Source organism: Micromonospora sp. NBRC 110037 (assembly GCF_001652995.1).
Taxonomy (GTDB): domain Bacteria; phylum Actinomycetota; class Actinomycetes; order Mycobacteriales; family Micromonosporaceae; genus Micromonospora; species Micromonospora chalcea.
The window spans coordinates 141,153-159,813 of record NZ_BBVA01000003.1; the positions used below are offsets into that span (position 1 = coordinate 141,153).

Annotated in this window: 15 protein-coding genes and 1 tRNA gene; all 16 read right to left on the bottom strand. The window is 69.8% G+C overall.

Translation table 11 applies throughout. The features are described 5' to 3' along the window. Nucleotides 1–34 precede the first annotated feature (34 nt). Nucleotides 35–2,131, bottom strand: a complete 2,097-nt coding sequence (fusA, locus tag A4R25_RS10645) for an elongation factor G (RefSeq protein ID WP_030501610.1) — start codon at nucleotides 2,129–2,131, stop codon at nucleotides 35–37. A gap of 75 nt (nucleotides 2,132–2,206) precedes the next feature. Further along, nucleotides 2,207–2,677: a 30S ribosomal protein S7 gene (gene rpsG / locus A4R25_RS10650; RefSeq protein ID WP_013288637.1), complete on the bottom strand. Its 471-nt coding sequence runs from the start codon at nucleotides 2,675–2,677 to the stop codon at nucleotides 2,207–2,209. A 1-nt stretch (nucleotide 2,678) separates the two neighbouring features. Next, nucleotides 2,679–3,053, bottom strand: a complete 375-nt coding sequence (rpsL, locus tag A4R25_RS10655; protein WP_007465318.1) for a 30S ribosomal protein S12 — start codon at nucleotides 3,051–3,053, stop codon at nucleotides 2,679–2,681. Between the two features lie 504 nt (nucleotides 3,054–3,557). Continuing rightward, on the bottom strand, nucleotides 3,558–3,929 hold the full coding sequence (locus A4R25_RS31445) for a hypothetical protein (protein WP_176722859.1): 372 nt from the start codon (nucleotides 3,927–3,929) through the stop codon (nucleotides 3,558–3,560). Between the two features lie 331 nt (nucleotides 3,930–4,260). Next, nucleotides 4,261–4,629, bottom strand: coding sequence for a hypothetical protein (locus A4R25_RS10665; protein ID WP_064446843.1), 369 nt, complete (start codon nucleotides 4,627–4,629; stop codon nucleotides 4,261–4,263). Between the two features lie 102 nt (nucleotides 4,630–4,731). After that, the gene (locus A4R25_RS10670; RefSeq protein WP_043328234.1) at nucleotides 4,732–8,619 is read right to left on the bottom strand and encodes a DNA-directed RNA polymerase subunit beta'; all 3,888 of its coding nucleotides are present in this window, start codon (nucleotides 8,617–8,619) and stop codon (nucleotides 4,732–4,734) included. A 120-nt stretch (nucleotides 8,620–8,739) separates the two neighbouring features. After that, nucleotides 8,740–12,171, bottom strand: coding sequence for a DNA-directed RNA polymerase subunit beta (locus A4R25_RS10675; RefSeq protein WP_030501613.1), 3,432 nt, complete (start codon nucleotides 12,169–12,171; stop codon nucleotides 8,740–8,742). A gap of 571 nt (nucleotides 12,172–12,742) precedes the next feature. Next, nucleotides 12,743–13,132 (bottom strand): 50S ribosomal protein L7/L12, encoded by a 390-nt coding sequence (gene rplL / locus A4R25_RS10680; protein WP_043328232.1) that lies wholly within the window; start codon nucleotides 13,130–13,132, stop codon nucleotides 12,743–12,745. Nucleotides 13,133–13,186: 54 nt separating this feature from the next. Next, nucleotides 13,187–13,735 (bottom strand): 50S ribosomal protein L10, encoded by a 549-nt coding sequence (gene rplJ / locus A4R25_RS10685; protein ID WP_013288643.1) that lies wholly within the window; start codon nucleotides 13,733–13,735, stop codon nucleotides 13,187–13,189. Between the two features lie 316 nt (nucleotides 13,736–14,051). Then, nucleotides 14,052–14,741 carry a hypothetical protein gene (locus A4R25_RS10690; RefSeq protein WP_064446619.1) on the bottom strand — a complete coding sequence of 230 codons (690 nt, stop codon included), beginning with the start codon at nucleotides 14,739–14,741 and terminating at the stop codon, nucleotides 14,052–14,054. After that, complete coding sequence (locus A4R25_RS10695; RefSeq protein WP_064446620.1) at nucleotides 14,738–15,628, bottom strand: ATP-binding cassette domain-containing protein; 891 nt, start codon at nucleotides 15,626–15,628, stop codon at nucleotides 14,738–14,740. Before A4R25_RS10695 ends, A4R25_RS10690 begins: the two co-directional genes overlap by 4 nt. An 83-nt stretch (nucleotides 15,629–15,711) precedes the next feature. Further along, the gene (rplA, locus tag A4R25_RS10700) at nucleotides 15,712–16,428 is read right to left on the bottom strand and encodes a 50S ribosomal protein L1 (protein ID WP_064446621.1); all 717 of its coding nucleotides are present in this window, start codon (nucleotides 16,426–16,428) and stop codon (nucleotides 15,712–15,714) included. An 88-nt stretch (nucleotides 16,429–16,516) separates the two neighbouring features. Beyond that, nucleotides 16,517–16,948 carry a 50S ribosomal protein L11 gene (gene rplK / locus A4R25_RS10705; RefSeq protein ID WP_013288647.1) on the bottom strand — a complete coding sequence of 144 codons (432 nt, stop codon included), beginning with the start codon at nucleotides 16,946–16,948 and terminating at the stop codon, nucleotides 16,517–16,519. Between the two features lie 187 nt (nucleotides 16,949–17,135). After that, nucleotides 17,136–17,858: a transcription termination/antitermination protein NusG gene (gene nusG / locus A4R25_RS10710; RefSeq protein ID WP_030501618.1), complete on the bottom strand. Its 723-nt coding sequence runs from the start codon at nucleotides 17,856–17,858 to the stop codon at nucleotides 17,136–17,138. A 35-nt stretch (nucleotides 17,859–17,893) separates the two neighbouring features. Further along, nucleotides 17,894–18,301, bottom strand: a complete 408-nt coding sequence (gene secE, locus A4R25_RS10715) for a preprotein translocase subunit SecE (protein WP_030501619.1) — start codon at nucleotides 18,299–18,301, stop codon at nucleotides 17,894–17,896. 214 nt (nucleotides 18,302–18,515) lie between these two features. Further along, a tRNA-Trp gene (locus tag A4R25_RS10720) sits at nucleotides 18,516–18,588 on the bottom strand. Nucleotides 18,589–18,661 lie beyond the last annotated feature (73 nt).

Here is an 18,661-nt window from a genome sequence, read left to right on the forward strand (position 1 = left end):
GCCCTCGTGTCATCGGATCAGCCGAGGGTGAGTGTCACTCACCCGTCGCCTTGGCGATGATCTCCTTGGCCACCGAGTTCGGAACCTCGGCGTAGGAGTCGAACTGCATGCTGTAGCTAGCCCGGCCCTGGGTCTTCGACCGCAGGTCGCCGACGTAGCCGAACATCTCCGACAGCGGCACCAGGGCCCGGACGACGCGAGCGCCGCTGCGCTCCTCCATCGCCTGGATGATGCCACGCCGGGAGTTGAGGTCGCCGATGACGTCACCCATGTTCTCCTCAGGAGTGGTGACTTCAACGGCCATCATCGGCTCGAGGAGAGCGGGGTCGGCCTTGCGGGCCGCCTCCTTCATCGCCATCGAGCCGGCGATCTTGAACGCCATTTCCGACGAGTCGACCTCGTGGTACTGGCCGTCCACCAGGGTGAGCTTGACGCCCACCAGGGGGAAGCCGGCGAGGATGCCGTACTGCATGGCGTCCTGCGCGCCCGCGTCCACCGAGGGGATGAACTCCCGGGGGATGCGGCCACCGGTCACGGCGTTGGCGAACTCGTAGGTCGGGGCCTCGTTGCCGAGCGGCAGCGGCTCCACGCTGATGATCACGCGGGCGTACTGGCCGGAGCCACCGGTCTGCTTCTTGTGGGTGTACTCGACCTTCTCCACCGCGCGGCGGATGGTCTCGCGGTACGCCACCTGCGGCTTACCGATGTTCGCCTCGACGTTGAACTCGCGGCGCATCCGGTCGACCAGGATGTCCAGGTGCAGCTCGCCCATGCCGGAGATGACCGTCTGACCGGTCTGGTCGTCCAGCTTGACGCGGAAGGTCGGGTCCTCCTCGGCCAGCCGCTGGATGGCGGTGCTGAGCTTCTCCTGGTCGGCCTTGGTCTTCGGCTCGATGGCCACCTCGATGACCGGCTCCGGGAAGGTCATCGACTCCAGGATGACCGGGTTCGCCGGGTCGCACAGCGTGTCACCGGTGGTGGTCTGCTTCAGACCCTGCACCGCGATGATGTCGCCGGCCTGGGCGGAGCTGCGCTCCTCCCGCTTGTTGGCGTGCATCTGGTAGATCTTGCCGATCCGCTCCTTGCGGTCCTTGGTGGAGTTGATCACCTGAGAACCGGACTCGAGCGTGCCGGAGTAGATCCGGACGTACGTCAGCTTGCCGAGGTGCTTGTCGGTCTGGATCTTGAAGGCCAGGCCGGAGAACGGCTCGGAGACCGAGGGCTTCCGCTGCAGCGGGGTCTCGCCGTCGGTGGCCGTACCCTCGATCGCCGGGATGTCCAGCGGCGAGGGCAGGTACGCGACGACCGCGTCCAGCATCGGCTGGATGCCCTTGTTCTTGAAGGCGGTACCGGTGAGGACCGGGTTGGCCTTGCCGGCGATGGTGGCCCGGCGGATGGCGGCCTTGATCTCGTCGGCCGAGATCTCCTCGCCCTCGAGGTACTTCTCCATCACCGAGTCGTCGACGTCGGCGAGGGTCTCCATCAGCTTCTCGCGCCACTCCGCGGCGGAGTCGGCGAGGTCGGCCGGGATCTCCTCGACCGCGTAGTCCTCACCCTTCTGGGTCTCGCCGCGCCAGGTGAGCGCACGCATCTCGACCAGGTCGACCACGCCGATGAAGTCGGACTCGGCGCCGATCGGGATCTGGAGCACCAGCGGGGTGGCGTTGAGCCGGTCGATCATCATCTGCACGCAGCGGAAGAAGTCGGCGCCGGTCCGGTCGAGCTTGTTGACGAAGCACATCCGGGGGACGTTGTACTTGTCCGCCTGCCGCCAGACGTTCTCCGTCTGGGGCTCCACGCCGGCCACGCCGTCGTAGACCGCGACCGCACCGTCCAGAACCCGCAGCGACCGCTCGACCTCGACCGTGAAGTCGACGTGGCCGGGCGTGTCGATGATCTGGATCGTGTGGCCCTTCCACTCGCACTTGGTGGCGGCGGAAGTGATGGTGATACCGCGCTCCTGCTCCTGCTCCATCCAGTCCATGACGGCGGCGCCCTCGTGGACCTCACCGATCTTGTACGTGATGCCGGTGTAGAACAGGATTCGCTCGGTGGTAGTGGTCTTACCGGCATCGATGTGGGCCATGATGCCGATGTTGCGTACGTTGGCGAGCGCGTCTGCGGCGGCCACTTCAATCCCTACTTATCGTCGTCTCGACACAACTGGTGGCGGTTCCGGCGCCTGCCGGCGCCGGAACCTCAGGTGTTACCAGCGGTAGTGCGCGAAGGCCTTGTTGGACTCGGCCATCTTGTGCGTGTCCTCACGCCGCTTGACGGCGGCGCCGAGGCCGTTGCTCGCGTCCAGCAGCTCGTTCATCAGCCGCTCGACCATGGTCTTCTCGCGCCGGGCCCGGGAGTAGGTCACCAGCCAGCGCAGACCGAGCGTGGTCGCGCGGGACGGCCGGACCTCGACCGGAACCTGGTAGGTGGCGCCACCGACACGGCGGCTGCGCACCTCGAGGGTCGGCTTGACGTTGTCCATCGCGCGCTTGAGCGTGACGACGGGGTCGGTGCCGGACTTCTCGCGGCAGCCCTCCAGGGCGGCGTACACGATGCGCTCGGCGAGCTGACGCTTGCCGCGCAGCAGGATCTTGTTCACCAGCTGGGTGACCAGGGGCGAGTTGTACACCGGGTCAGCGACCAGCGGCTTCCGCGGAGCGGGTCCCTTACGCGGCATGTCAGCTCTTCTCCTTCTTCGCGCCGTAGCGGCTGCGAGCCTGCTTGCGGTTGCGGACACCCTGGGTGTCCAGCGAGCCGCGCACGATCTTGTACCGCACGCCGGGGAGGTCCTTCACACGACCGCCGCGCACGAGCACGATCGAGTGCTCCTGAAGGTTGTGGCCGACGCCCGGGATGTAGGCGGTCACCTCGATCTGGCTGCTGAGCTTGACACGAGCGACCTTGCGCAGCGCCGAGTTCGGCTTCTTCGGGGTGGTGGTGTACACGCGGGTGCACACGCCGCGCCGCTGGGGAGACCCCTTGAGCGCCGGGGTCTTGGTCTTGGTCGTCTTGGCCTGACGGCCCTTTCGGACCAACTGCTGAATGGTGGGCACCGGGTTTCTCCGCTCCCTTCGGCCGCTGCGAGGCGACCGCGCCGTCTGCTCCAGCCGTCCGGATGGGCGGCTCTCCTACATTCCAACCGGGGCCGCCTGACGGCGTCCCAGCACCCGCGGTCGGGCGTGTCGCCCAAGTCACGGTCCCGGTGCCGGCCGCTGGCGCGTCGTACCGGGTTGTTTGGTCTTGATGGTGCGACCGCGCGATTCACCGGCTGACCGGTTCCAGCGCACGCACGCATTGCCCGGGCGAGCCCGGGCACAAGGGGAAAGAGTACCTACCACAGCCGCGCCGGTCAAAACGGATGGGTCGGGAGGACCGCTGCCGCGGTCCGCCGGGCCGGTCTCCGGATCGCCGACGCGCCCATGATGGGCACCTACAGTGACAAGTGTACCGGCTCGTCCGCCGCGCGGCCCGGCGGCCCCGACACAGCCCACCCCCCCCGGGCACCCGGACATACCGGTCGCGGCAGGTCACCGGCCGCACCGGCCCCACCGGGGACCTCAGGTGATCTGCACCACGAGGGCCAGCCCGAGCCCGACCAGGCTGAACAGCAGCCCCACCCCGCCGCAGGAGAGCCCGGCCACGGCCAGGCCGGCGCCGGTGAACCGCACCGCCGGCGGCGGCGCCGGCCGCCGGATCTGCCGCCGGGCCAGCAGCCCGGCGACCACCGCGCCGACCCCGATCAGCGCGCCGAGCACGGTGAACGCGCCCGCCGCCCAGGCGCCACCGTAGTCCGGCCCGGCGATACCGAAGCAGAAGACCAGAAGAGAAACCAGAATCGCGGCGATCCCCGCGATCAACGAGCCGATGGCGAGCCCCGAGGTGACCGGCGGCACGTCCAGGTGGACCACCCCGAACGGCGTACCCGGCACCGCGTCGACCCGCTTCGGCGGCCGCGGCGCCTCGGCCGGCGGCGGCGGGAACGCCGGCCCCCAGCCCCCGTGGCCGGGCGCGCTTCCCGGCGCCGGCCACCCGCCGCCGTGGGCCGGCGCGTTCCCCGGGTACGCCCCGTGCGGGTGATGCGCCGGCGCGGACGCGGAACCCGGCGGATACGGCCCCGGGCGGTTCGGGTCGCCTCCCGGCGCGGCCGGTTCCGTCACGGTTCCTCCTGTCCACACCCGCCCGCCACCCGGCGGACACCGGCCAGGCTACCGTCGCCGGTCACGGCCGGGTGGGCGGGCGCGGCTCCGCTCCCCCGCCCGGTCAGTCGAAGTTCGGCGCGAAGTCGTGGCCGAACGAGCCGTCGGCGTACCGGACCACGCCGATCACCACCGCCGCCACCACCGCCGCCGCGGTCAGCACCAGCCCGGTCCGCGCCATCTGCTCGCCGCGCCGCAGCCAGTCGCCGCCGGTGAGATAACCACCAGATGTGTACGCCTCGCGGCGCGCCTGCCGGGCCAGCGTGAGCGCGATCGTGGCCGGCACCGCGCCGCCGACGAACAGACCGGTGAGCGCGCCGATCAGGCCGAGCGCGAAGACCGCCCGCGCCTTGGTGGAACGGACCGGCTCCGGGTCGTGCGGATGGCGGTGCGCCTGCGGCACGACGGGCGCCGGCCCGGGCACTGTCGTCATGCCCTCCATCATGCCCCGGATCCGGTTCCCCGCTCCCGGCAAGCCGGCCCGGACGCGACGAGGCCCCCGGCTGCTGCCGGGGGCCTCGTCGTTTCCTGGTGCTTAGCGGTACGACCCGAAGTCGAAGTCGTCCAGCGGAACCGCCTGGCCGCTGGCCGGCCCGAAGCCGTAGTCGGTCTCCGGGTAGCCGGTCATCGAGTAGACCTTGGCCTTCGCCTCCTCGGTCGGCTCGACCCGGACGTTGCGGTACTTGCTGATGCCCGTACCGGCCGGGATGAGCTTACCGATGATCACGTTCTCCTTGAGGCCGATCAGCGAGTCGCTGCGGGCGTGGATCGCCGCGTCCGTCAGCACCCGGGTGGTCTCCTGGAAGGAGGCCGCCGACAGCCAGGAGTCGGTGGCCAGCGAGGCCTTGGTGATACCCATCAGCACCGGGCGACCGGCGGCGGGCTCGCCACCCTCGCCGACGAGCCGGCGGTTCTCCGACTCGAACAGCGCCCGGTCGACCAGCACACCCGGCAGGAACTCGGTCGAGCCGGAGTCGATGACCGTCACCCGCTTGAGCATCTGGCGGATGATGATCTCGATGTGCTTGTCGTGGATGAGCACACCCTGCGACCGGTAGACCTCCTGGACCTCCTGGGTCAGGTGGACCTGGACCGCGCGCGGGCCGAGGATGCGCAGCAGCTCGTGCGGGTCGATGGTGCCCTCGGTGAGCTTCTCGCCGACCTCGACGTGGTCGCCGTCGTGCGCCCGGAGCCGGACCCGCTTCGAGATCTTGTCGTAGACGATCTCGTCGCTGCCGTCGTCCGGGATGACCACGATCTTGCGGGACCGCTCGCCGTCCTCGATCCGGATGCGACCGGGGGTGTCGGCGATGGGCGCCTTACCCTTCGGCACCCGGGCCTCGAAGATCTCCTGGACACGGGGCAGACCCTGGGTGATGTCCTCACCCGCGACACCACCGGTGTGGAAGGTACGCATCGTCAGCTGCGTACCCGGCTCACCGATCGACTGGGCGGCGATGATGCCGACCGCCTCGCCGACGTCCACGGTCTTGCCGGTCGGCAGCGAGCGGCCGTAGCACGCACCGCAGACGCCCAGCTTCGACTCGCAGGTGAGCACGCTGCGCACCCGCACCGTCTCGGTACCGGCGGCGACGATCGCGTCCACCAGGATCGAGTTGATGTCCTGGCCGCGGTGGGCCACCACGGTGCCGTCCGGCCCCTTGATGTCGTCGGCCAGCGTCCGGGCGTGCACGCTGGTCTCGGCGTGCTCGTGCACGACCAGCTTGCCGTCGATGCGCTCGCCGACCTGCATCGGGATGGCGCGGTCGGTGCCGCAGTCCTCCTCGCGGATGATGACGTCCTGCGAGACGTCCACCAGACGCCGGGTCAGGTAACCCGAGTCGGCGGTACGCAGGGCGGTGTCCGCGAGACCCTTACGGGCACCGTGCGTGGAGATGAAGTACTCCAGCACGGACAGACCCTCCCGGTAGCTGGCCTTGATCGGCCGCGGGATGATCTCACCCTTCGGGTTGGCCACCAGACCACGGATCGCCGCGATCTGCCGGAGCTGGAGCAGGTTACCGCGGGCGCCCGAGTTGATCATCTTCCACAGCGGGTTCTCCTGCGGCAGCGCGGTGTCCATCTCCTTGGCGACCTCGTTGGTCGCCTTGGTCCAGATCTCGATGAGCTCGCCGCGACGCTCCTCGGCGGTCATCAGACCACGCTGGTACTGCTTGTCGATCCGGTCGGCTTCCTTCTCGTACCGCTCCAGGATCTCCCGCTTGCGCGGCGGAGCGATGACGTCCTCCATGCCGATGGTGACGCCGGACCAGGTGGCCCAGTGGAAACCGGCCTCCTTGAGCCCGTCCAGGGTGGCCGCCAGGGCCACCTTCGGGAAGCGCTCGGCGAGGTCGTTGACGATCGCGGAGAGCTGGCCCTTGCGGATCTCGTAGTTCACGAAGCGGTAGCCCGGGGGCAGCGTCTCGTTGAACAGGACCCGGCCCAGCGTGGTCTCCACGGTCACCGGCTCGCCCTCGGTCCAGCCCTCGGGGGCGGTCCACGGCTCGGCGCCGGCGCCGTTGTCCACACCGACGACGTCGCGCAGCCGGATCCGGACCGGCGCCTGCAGGTGCAGCTCGCCGTTGTCGTACGCCATCCGCGCCTCGGCGTCCGAGCTGAACGCCCGGCCCTCGCCCTTGCCACCCGGAGTGAGGTGGGTGAGGTGGTAGAGACCGATGACCATGTCCTGGGTGGGCATGGTGACCGGCTTGCCGTCGGCCGGCTTGAGGATGTTGTTCGACGACAGCATCAGGATCCGCGCTTCGGCCTGGGCCTCGGCGGACAGCGGCACGTGGACCGCCATCTGGTCACCGTCGAAGTCGGCGTTGAACGCGGTGCAGACCAGCGGGTGGATCTGGATGGCCTTGCCCTCGACCAGCTGCGGCTCGAAGGCCTGGATGCCCAGACGGTGCAGGGTCGGCGCGCGGTTCAGCAGCACCGGGTGCTCGCCGATGACCTCTTCCAGCACGTCCCACACGACCGGCCGCTGCCGCTCGACCATCCGCTTGGCGGACTTGATGTTCTGCGCGTGGTTGAGGTCGACCAGCCGCTTCATCACGAACGGCTTGAACAGCTCCAGCGCCATCTGCTTGGGCAGGCCGCACTGGTGCAGCTTGAGCTTCGGGCCGACCACGATGACCGAACGGCCGGAGTAGTCGACGCGCTTGCCCAGCAGGTTCTGGCGGAACCGGCCCTGCTTGCCCTTGAGCATGTCGGACAGCGACTTCAGGGGCCGGTTACCGGGGCCGGTGACCGGACGACCACGACGGCCGTTGTCGAACAGCGCGTCGACGGCCTCCTGGAGCATCCGCTTCTCGTTGTTGACGATGATCTCGGGCGCGCCGAGGTCGATCAGCCGCTTGAGGCGGTTGTTCCGGTTGATCACACGCCGGTACAGGTCGTTCAGGTCGGAGGTCGCGAAACGGCCACCGTCGAGCTGCACCATCGGGCGCAGGTCCGGCGGGATGACCGGGACGCAGTCCAGCACCATGCCGAGCGGCGAGTTCCGGGTGTTCTGGAACGCCGCGACGACCTTGAGCCGCTTGAGCGCCCGGATCTTCCGCTGGCCCTTGCCGGAGCGGATGGTCTCGCGCAGGTTCTCCGCCTCGGCCTCCAGGTCCATGTTCTGGACCAGGGCCTTGATCGCCTCGGCGCCCATGCTGCCGGTGAAGTACTCACCGAAGCGGTCGCGCAGCTCGCGGTAGAGCAGCTCGTCGGTGACCAGCTGCTTCGGCTCCAGCTTGCGGAAGGTGTCGAGGACCTCGTCGAGGCGGTCGATCTCGCGCTGGGCCCGGTCGCGGATCTGGCGCATCTCGCGCTCTCCGCCCTCCTTGACCTTGCGCCGGACGTCCGCCTTCGCGCCCTCGGCCTCCAGCTCGGCCAGGTCGGCCTCCAGCTTGGCGGCCCGCTTCTCGATCTCCGAGTCGCGGCTGTTCTCCGCCTGCCGCTTCTCGGCCAGGATCTCGTTCTCGATGGTCGAGAGGTCGCGGTGACGCGCTTCGGCGTCCACGCTCGTCACGACGTACGAGGCGAAGTAGATGATCTTTTCGAGGTCCTTCGGGGCGAGGTCCAGCAGGTAGCCCAGCCGGCTCGGCACGCCCTTGAAGTACCAGATGTGGGTCACCGGAGCGGCCAGCTCGATGTGACCCATCCGCTCCCGGCGAACCTTGGAGCGGGTCACCTCGACGCCGCAGCGCTCGCAGATGATGCCCTTGAAGCGGACCCGCTTGTACTTACCGCAGTAGCACTCCCAGTCCCGCTGAGGACCGAAGATCTTCTCGCAGAAGAGCCCGTCCTTCTCCGGCTTGAGGGTGCGGTAGTTGATGGTCTCGGGCTTCTTGACCTCGCCGTGGGACCACTGACGGATGTCGTCAGCGGTGGCGAGGCCGATGCGCAGCTCGTCGAAGAAGTTGACGTCGAGCACTATGTCCCCTATGTCGTCGTCTTTACAGCTAGATCATGGGCGGGGTCGGGGGCCGGCCGGCCCGCGTCGGGATCAAGCCTGACCGCCCAGAGCGGACCGGTCGGCCCCCGACCTCACCACTTACACCTCTTCGACCGAGCTCGGCTCGCGCCGGGACAGGTCGATGCCCAGCTCCTCCGCCGCCCGGAACACCTCGTCGTCGGTCTCGCGCATCTCCAGGGCCACACCGTCGCTGGAGAGCACCTCGACGTTGAGGCACAGCGACTGCAGCTCCTTGAGCAGCACCTTGAACGACTCCGGGATGCCCGGCTCGGGGATGTTCTCGCCCTTGACGATCGCCTCGTAGACCTTGACCCGGCCCAGGACGTCGTCGGACTTGATGGTCAGCAGCTCCTGCAGGGCGTAGGCGGCGCCGTACGCCTGCATGGCCCAGCACTCCATCTCACCGAAGCGCTGGCCACCGAACTGCGCCTTACCACCCAGCGGCTGCTGCGTGATCATCGAGTACGGACCGGTCGACCGGGCGTGGATCTTGTCGTCGACCAGGTGGTTGAGCTTCAGGATGTAGACGTAGCCGACCGCGATCGGGTCGGGCAGCGGCTCGCCGGAACGACCGTCGAACAGCTGCGCCTTGCCGCTGCCCCCGATGAGCTGGTTGCCGTCCCGGTTGGGCAGGGTCGACGCCAGCAGACCGGAGATCTCCTCCTCGCGGGCACCGTCGAAGACCGGCGTGGCCACGTTGGTGTCCGGCTCGGACTCGTGCGCGTTGATCGAGCGGAGCTGGCGCTTCCACTCCTCGTCGTCGCCGTCCACGCTCCAGCCGGTCTTGGCCACCCACCCGAGGTGGGTCTCCAGGACCTGGCCGATGTTCATCCGGGACGGCACGCCGAGCGGGTTCAGCACGATGTCGACCGGGGTCCCGTCCTCCAGGAACGGCATGTCCTCGATCGGCAGGATCTTGGAGATGACGCCCTTGTTGCCGTGGCGGCCCGCGAGCTTGTCACCGTCCTGGATCTTGCGCTTCTGGGCCACGTAGACCCGGACCAGCTCGTTCACGCCCGGGGGCAGCTCGTCGCCGTCCTCGCGGGAGAAGGTACGCACACCGATGACCGTGCCGGTCTCGCCGTGCGGCACCTTCAGCGAGGTGTCCCGGACCTCGCGCGCCTTCTCGCCGAAGATCGCGCGGAGCAGCCGCTCCTCGGGGGTCAGCTCGGTCTCACCCTTCGGGGTGACCTTGCCGACCAGGATGTCGCCGGGGACGACCTCGGCGCCGATCCGGATGATGCCGCGCTCGTCGAGGTCGGCGAGCATCTCCTCGCTGACGTTCGGGATGTCGCGGGTGATCTCCTCCGGGCCGAGCTTGGTGTCCCGGGCGTCGACCTCGTGCTCCTCGATGTGGATCGAGGTGAGCACGTCCTGCTGCACGAGGCGCTGCGACAGGATGATCGCGTCCTCGTAGTTGTGGCCCTCCCAGCACATGAACGCCACCAGCAGGTTGCGTCCGAGCGCCATCTCGCCCTCGTCGGTGCACGGACCGTCGGCGATGACCTGACCGGCCTCGACGCGGTCGCCCTCGAAGACGACTGGCTTCTGGTTGACGCAGGAGCCGGCGTTGGAGCGGCGGAACTTGTGCAGCAGGTACGTCCGGCGGTGGCCGTCGTCCTGGTGGACCGTGATGTAGTCCGCGCAGAGGTCCTCGACCACACCGCCGACCTCGGCGACGACCACGTCACCGGCGTCGACCGCGGCGCGGTACTCCATGCCCGTACCGACGAGCGGGGCCTCGGCCTTGACCAGCGGCACCGCCTGACGCTGCATGTTCGCGCCCATGAGCGCGCGGTTGGCGTCGTCGTGCTCCAGGAACGGGATCATCGCGGTGGCGACCGAGGTCATCTGCCGCGGCGACACGTCCATGTAGTCCACGGCGCCCGGCGCGACGTCCTCGGTCTCGCCGCCCTTACGGCGGACCAGGACGCGGTCCTCGGCGAAGGTGCCGTCCGACTTCAGCGGGGCGTTGGCCTGCGCCTTGACGAACCGGTCCTCCTCGTCCGCGGTCAGGTAGTCGATCTGGTCGGTGACCCGGCCGTCGATGACCTTCCGGTACGGCGTCTCGATGAAGCCGAACGGGTTGACCCGGGCGAACGTGGAGAGCGCGCCGATCAGGCCGATGTTCGGGCCTTCCGGCGTCTCGATCGGGCACATCCGGCCGTAGTGGGACGGGTGCACGTCCCGGACCTCGAAGCCGGCCCGCTCACGGGACAGACCACCAGGGCCGAGCGCGCTCAGCCGGCGCCGGTGGGTCAGGCCCGCCAGCGGGTTGGTCTGGTCCATGAACTGGGACAGCTGCGACGTGCCGAAGAACTCCTTGATCGCCGCCACCACCGGGCGGATGTTGATCAGGGTCTGCGGCGTGATCGCCTCGACGTCCTGGGTGGTCATCCGCTCGCGGACGACCCGCTCCATCCGGGAGAGACCCACCCGGACCTGGTTCTGGATCAGCTCGCCCACGGTACGCAGGCGACGGTTGCCGAAGTGGTCGATGTCGTCGGCCTCGTAGCCCTCCTCACCGGCGTGCAGCCGGCAGAGGTATTCCACGGTGGCGACGATGTCGTCCTCGGTGAGCGTGCCGGTGGTGATCGGCACGTCCAGCTCGAGCTTCTTGTTGAACTTGTAGCGCCCGACCTTGGCGACGTCGTACCGCTTCGGGTTGAAGAAGAGGTTGTCGAGCAGGGTCTGGGCGTTCTCACGGGTCGGCGGCTCGCCGGGGCGGAGCTTCCGGTAGATGTCGAGCAGGGCCTCGTCCTGGCCGGCGATGTGGTCCTTCTCGAGCGTGGTCATCATGAGCTCGGACCAGCCGAACTTCTCACGGATGCGCTCGGCGGACCACCCGATGGCCTTGAGCAGGACGGTGACGGCCTGGCGGCGCTTGCGGTCGATGCGAACGCCGACCGTGTCGCGCTTGTCGATGTCGAACTCCAGCCAGGCACCCCGGCTCGGGATGACCTTGACGCTGGAGAGGTCGCGGTCGGAGGTCTTGTCCGGCTGCTTGTCGAAGTACACGCCCGGCGAGCGGACGAGCTGGCTGACCACGACGCGCTCGGTGCCGTTGATGATGAAGGTGCCCTTCGGCGTCATCATCGGGAAGTCACCCATGAACACGGTCTGGCTCTTGATCTCGCCAGTGGTGTTGTTGGTGAACTCCGCGGTCACGAACAGCGGCGCGCAGTAGGTGAGGTCCTTCTCCTTGCACTCCTCGATCGAGGCCTTGACCTCGTCGAAGCGCGGAGCCGAGAAGGAGAGCGACATGGTGCCGGAGAAGTCCTCAATGGGACTGATCTCGTCGAGGATCTCCGCGAGACCCGAGCGTGCGTGCGGGTCGTCCGCCGACCGGCCCTGCCAAGCCTCGTTGCCGACGAGCCAGTCGAAGGACTCGTTCTGGATGGCGAGGAGGTTGGGGACCTCGAGGTGTTCGGTGATCCGACCGAAAGAAACTCGGCGGGGCGCGAATGCGCTCGACGTACGACTGGTCTTCGCAGGGCGGGAAGCTGCCAAGATGCGTCCTTCCGAGGACCGGTGCTGCAGAACGGCTGGTACGCGTGCACTCCAATGACCCCACCAGAATTATCCGTAAACGGACATTTCCGAGCAGGGGTCAAGTCGGAAGGCAGCGCAAACTAGCAGTGTAGCCGAGAGGCTAACCGCTGTCCAGCCCACCCCGCAGGTCGTCGCGGAACAAGCCCTGGGACCTCGGAAAACCGGGTCGTCCGGGCCGCTCGGAACGCGACGCTCCTGCCGGTCCGCTCGGGTGCCGCGGCGGCGGTGCTGCCGTTGCCATTACCCGAGTGGCGGCCGTTGCAAGCGCGGAAAGTCTTGCTGATGTCAGCGTGCCTGGCAGGCCGGTGCCGCGTCAAGGGCCGGTTACCGGTCGGGGTGTCTTTCCCACCGACGGGCTACCGACAGACGCCACTGACCAGCCGGCACACGGCCGTCGTACGCCCTGCTCACACCGCTGCCGTCCGGGACCACCAACACGGCGGGCGGCGATCCGATTCCGGATCACCGCCCGCCGCGACGCGGTGTGCCCCGGCTCACGTGAGCCGGACGCGCGTCAGGTGGAGCAAGGTCACTTCATGGTGACCTTGGCGCCCTCACCCTCGAGCTTGGCCTTGGCCTTCTCGGCGGTCTCCTTGTTGACCTTCTCCAGGACGGCCTTCGGCGCGGCCTCGACCAGGTCCTTGGCCTCCTTGAGGCCCAGGCCGGTCAGCTCACGCACGACCTTGATGACCTGGATCTTCTTGCCACCGTCGGCGTCGAGGATGACGTCGAACTCGTCCTTCTCCTCCTCGGCCGGGGCGGCAGCGCCGCCGGCGGCCGGGGCGCCCGCGGCCACGGCGACCGGAGCGGCGGCGGTGACCTCGAAGGTCTCCTCGAACTGCTTCACGAACTCGGAGAGCTCGATCAGCGTCATCTCCTTGAACGCGTCGAGCAGCTCGTCGGTGCTGAGCTTCGCCATGTCTGGCGTCCTTTCTCGCAATGAAAACTAAGAACGTGGTGCGCCGGGAGGGCCTCAGGCCGCCTCGGCGCCCTCCTGCTCGCGCTTCTTGTCCGCCAGGGCGGCCGCCGCGCGGGCGGCCTTGGAGAGCGGCGCCTGGAACAGGGCCGCGGCCTTGCTCAGGTTGCCCTTCATCGCGCCGGCCAGCTTGGCCAGCAGCACCTCGCGGGACTCCAGGTCGGCGAGCTTCGTGACCTCGGCCGCGGAAATGGCCTTGCCCTCGAAGACACCGCCCTTGATGACGAGCTTCGGGTTGGCCTTCGCGAAGTCGCGAAGCCCCTTCGCCGCCTCGACGACGTCGCCCGAAACGAAAGTCAGCGCGGTAGGACCGGAGAACAGCTCGTCGAGGCCGGAGATGCCCGCATCGGCCGCGGCACGCTTGGCAAGCGTGTTCTTCGCGACCGTGTAGCTGGTCTCCTTGCCGAGCGAGCGCCGCAGCTGGGTGAGCTGCGAAACCGTGAGCCCGCGGTACTCGGTGAGCACGGTCGCCCCCGCGTTGCGGAAGCTCTCGGTCAGCTCGGCGACGGCCGTGGCCTTGTCGGCCCGGATCGGCTTGTCCGCCATGTCCCTCCTCTCTCGTTGCTCGGAGCTGGTACGCCGGCGACGAGCCAAGGCTCGACGGCGGCGGCGGAGGCATCACGACAACGAAAAAGCCCCGGCGCAGGGCGCACGGGGCGAGGGCCGGCGGCACGGGCACAGTCGGCGGACCATGCATGACACCGATTTCGCTTACCGCCCTGCGCGGGTCGCCCGTCGTCGCGGGACCTTCGACCGTGCCGGGGCACGGTGACCAGCGGTCTTTGGGTGGAACTACCGCACCAGGTTACGCGACCGGGACCGCAGCGCCAAATCGCGCCCCGGTGCTCCCGGTCACCGCGCCTCAGGCCCGGGTGCGGCGGGCCCAGGCGTAGCCGCTGAGCGCCACCGCCGCCCAGAGCGCCGCCCAGCCGGTGAGCAGCAGGCCGGCACCGGTGGCGACCGGCCCGGTGACCTCCCGCGCGGTCGCCATGACCGGTGGGGCCAGCCACGGCGCGACCGAGCCGGAGAGCCCCAGCACCACCACCCCGACCGCGCCGGTCACCAGCACCGCCACCCCGTAGCCGGCGCTGCGGGTCACGGCCCGGCTGGCCAGCGCGCCGAGCGCCACCGCCGCGGGCAGGGCGAGCAGGTGCGCCCAGAGCCCGAGCGCCACCCCCACGAGCACCGGCCGCTCCCCCGGCGCGACGGCCGCGGTCACCCCGCCGAGCGGCCACGGCAGCGCCAGCGCGACCACCACCACGGCGAGCCCGGCCACCAGCGCGGCGAGCAGCCCGGCCGCCCACTCCCGGCCCGGCCCGACCACCACCCGGGCCAGCCGGCGCTGCACGTCGGGCTCGACGTCCAGCAGGATCTTGGCCTGCCAGGCCAGCACCGGGAACAGGACCACGGCGGAGACGCCGTAGGCCTCCGCCGGGCGGGCCCGGCCGCCGCCGTGGAGGACGCCCAGGACGAGCAGGCCGGCCAGCACCGGCGCCAGCGCCCGTCCGGTACGCAGGAAGCCGGCCAGCCGCAGCCGGACCAGCGCGATCACCGGGCGACCTCCGGCGCCGGCCCGGGGCGGCCCGAGTCCCCGGCCCCGGCGTCAACGTGGCCCACCGGGCCGGATAGCGCGTCCGCATCCGGGCAGTCGTCATCGGCGGACGGGCCGACGGAGGCCGGCACCGGGTGCGTGGCCGGAGGCGGGACGGCGTGGTCGCGTACCCGAAGGATCTGGTGGCCGTCGGCGCGCAGGCGGGCGACGGCGGCGGCCAGCCCGGCGGCCGGCACCGCCAGCTCGACCACGGCGACGGCAGCGCCGCCCGACGGCGCCTGCTCGGTCACCGTGCCGTCGGTGACCGACCAGTGCCGGGCACCGGGCAGCCGGACGGTCTCGCCCCGATGGTCGCTCACGAGTACGGCGCCACCGGCGGCCAGCACCTCGCCGATGATCTCGGGGACCGCCTCGCGGGCGGCGGCGTCCAGCCCCTCCCAGGGCTCGTCGAGCACCAGCAGGCCGGGCGGGCGCAGCAGCGCCTGCGCCAGGCCGACCTTCTGCGCGGTGCCCTTGGACAGCCGGGGCAGACGGACGTCGTGGAACCGGGCCAGGCCGAGGCGCTCGACCCAGTGGCGCACCGCCCGGTCGGCGGCGGGACCGGGCAGGCCGGCGACGCGGCCCATGGCGGTCAGGTAGGCCCCGACGGTGAACGGCTGGTCGGCGGGGAAGCGCTCCGGCACCCAGCCGACCACCGGCGGCCGGTCGGCGACGCGGCCCCGGGACGGACGCAGCACCCCGGCGGTGAGCTGCAGCAACGTGGACTTTCCGGCCCCGTTGCGGCCGAGCACCACGGCGACCTCACCCGGGCCGACGGCGACGTCGACCTGCCGCAGGACCCAGGGGCCGTGCCGGTGGTAGCGGAACCACACGCCGTCGAGCCGCATGCGCCGAGACTGCCACACCGGACAGACGAACGGGGCCCCGCCACGACCTGGTGGCGGAGCCCCGTCCGGGACGTGCTGGTTGCTCAGGCCTCGGTCGAGGCCTCCTGCAGGTTCTTCACGACCTTCGGGTCGACCGGGACGCCCGGGCCCATGGTGGTGGTGAGGGTGACCTTCTTGAGGTACGTGCCCTTGGCCGCGGACGGCTTGGCGCGCAGCACCTCGTCCAGCACCGCGGCGTAGTTGTCGACCAGCTGGGCCTCGGAGAAGGAGGCCTTGCCGATGATCAGGTGCAGGTTGGAGTGCTTGTCCACCCGGAAGGTGATCTTACCGCCCTTGATGTCCGAGACGGCCTTGGTGACGTCCATGGTCACGGTGCCGGTCTTCGGGTTCGGCATCAGACCGCGCGGGCCCAGGATCCGCGCGATCCGGCCGATCTTGGCCATCTGGTCGGGCGTGGCGATCGCCGCGTCGAAGTCCAGCCAACCGCCCTGGATGCGGGCGACCAGCTCGTCGGTGCCCACCTCGTCAGCACCTGCGGCGACGGCCTCCTCGGCCTTCGCGCCGGCGGCGAAGACGATCACGCGGGCGGTCTTACCGGTGCCGTGCGGCAGGTTGACCGTGCCGCGAACCATCTGGTCCGCCTTGCGGGGGTCGACGCCGAGGCGCATCGCGACCTCGACCGTGGCGTCGAACTTGGTGTTGGTGGTGTCCTTGGCCAGCTTGACGGCCTCGACCGGGGTGTAGAGCTTCGACCGGTCGATGACCTCGGCGGCCTTGCGGTAGCTCTTGCTGCGCTGCATTTCTGGTGACTCCTGTGGTCTCTGGCGGGCGCGCGGCGTGCGCGGCCCTCCCACGAACAGAAAGATCGGGTGGAGCGGTGGAGCGAGATCAGTCGGCGACGGTCAGGCCCATCGACCGGGCGGTGCCGGCGATGATCTTCTCGGCCTGGTCGATGTCGTTGGCGTTGAGGTCCGCCATCTTCTTCTCGGCGATCTCGCGCAGCTGGGCGCGGGTGACCGAGCCGACCTTCTCCTTGTGCGGGACGCCCGAGCCCTTCTGCACACCGGCGGCCTTGATCAGCAGCCGGGCGGCGGGCGGGGTCTTCAGCACGAAGGTGAACGTGCGGTCCTCGTAGACGCTGATCTCGGCGGGGACGATGTCGCCCCGCTGGGACTCGGTCTGCGCGTTGTAGGACTTGCAGAACTCCATGATGTTCACGCCGTGCTGGCCGAGCGCGGGGCCGACCGGCGGCGCCGGGGTGGCCTGGCCCGCCGGCAGCTGAAGCGTGAACGTCTTGACGAGCTTCTTCTTCGGAGGCATGTCTCTTCCTGGGGCTTGAAACTGGGATTCTCGCCGGTCCGCGGGCGCGCACGGTCAGCGCGGTGCGGACAGCCGACGTTCTAGGGTAGCGCAGCCGTCGGCCACCCTCCGCGCCGAGGTCGGCAGGCGGCGAAACGGCGCACCGGCGGCCACCCCGGAAGGGGCGGGCCGCCGGTGCCGACGTACGTCAGATCTTGGCGACCTGGTTGAAGTTCAGCTCGACCGGCGTCTCCCGGCCGAAGATCGACACCAGCACCTTGAGCTTCTGCTGGTCGGCGTTGATCTCGCTGATCGTCGCCGGCAGCGACGCGAACGCGCCGTCGGTGACGGTGACCGAGTCGCCGACCTCGAAGTCGAGGACCTTGACCTCGGGCTTGGCCTTCTTCTGCTCGGTCTCGACCGCCGGGGCCAGCCACTTGAGCACCTCGTCGAGGCTCAGCGGCGCCGGCCGGTCGGCCCGGTCGGTCGCGCCGACGAAGCCGGTGACCCCCGGGGTGTTCCGGACGCAGGAGTAGGACTCGGCGGTCAGCTCCATCCGGACCAGGATGTAGCCCGGGAAGACCTTCGCCTGGACCTGCGACCGCTTGCCGTTCTTGACCTCGACCTCTTCCCGGGTCGGCACCTCGACCTGGTAGATGAAGTCCTCCATGTCGAGGGAGGTGATCCGGGTCTCGAGGTTGGTCTTGACCTTGTTCTCGTAGCCGGCGTACGAGTGCACCACGTACCAGTCGCCGGGCGCGTAGCGCAGCTTCTGGCGCAGCTCGGCGACCGGGTCGAAGTCCTCGTCCGGGGCCGGCTCGGTGGTCGGGAACTCCGGCTCGCTGGCGGCCTCGACCGACTCGTTGTTGGCCGCCGTCGCCACCGTGGACTGGTCGTCCGGGGTTCCGGCGGTCTCGTCGTACTCAGGCACGCTCGCTCACTTCCGTCAGTATCGCTGTCCGCAGGTCAGCTCGGCTCGCCGAAGACCCACAGCACCGCCTTGGCGAAGCCGTAGTCCAGGCCGGCCACGATCGCCAGCATCACCGCGACGAAGGTGACCACCACGGCCGTGTAGGTCAGCAGCTCCTTGCGGGTCGGCCAGATGACCTTACGCAGCTCTGCCACGACCTCGCGGAAGAACCGCGCGATGCGGGCGAACAGCCCGATCCGCTCGGTGTCCTTGCGGGTCTTCCGGCCCTCGGCCGGCTCGGCCTGCGCCCGCTTACGGGTCGCGGTGCCGCCCCGGGAGACCGGCTCGTCCGCGTCGGTGGCGTCGTCGTCGGCCACGTCGTCGTCGGCCACGCCGTCGACGGTCGCGTCGTCGTTCAGACGCTCGTCGCCGTCGTCCTCGCCGCGGCGCTTGCTCTTGGCCACTTCGCCCTCCGTGCGGGATATGGGGTCGCACGCCGGGCGGCGTGCGCGGCGTGTTGGTCACGCCGGCCGGACCAACCGTCCCGCGACGGGCCGCGGCCGGCGGACCGGCCGGGAGGGCCCGAGCGCCTCGGAACCACCCCACCGGTGCCACCACCACGGGCCGGACGCCGCCGGTGAGGGCGACGCGACCCACGGAACGGTCAGGCCTGAGGCGCAGGGGTGACAGGACTTGAACCTGCAGCCTGCGGTTTTGGAGACCGCTGCTCTGCCAATTGAGCTACACCCCTGTGCGGCAACTCACCTCCACCCGGACACACTGTGCCGAGCGGGGGTCACTTGCCCCACGGCGGACCAGTGTAC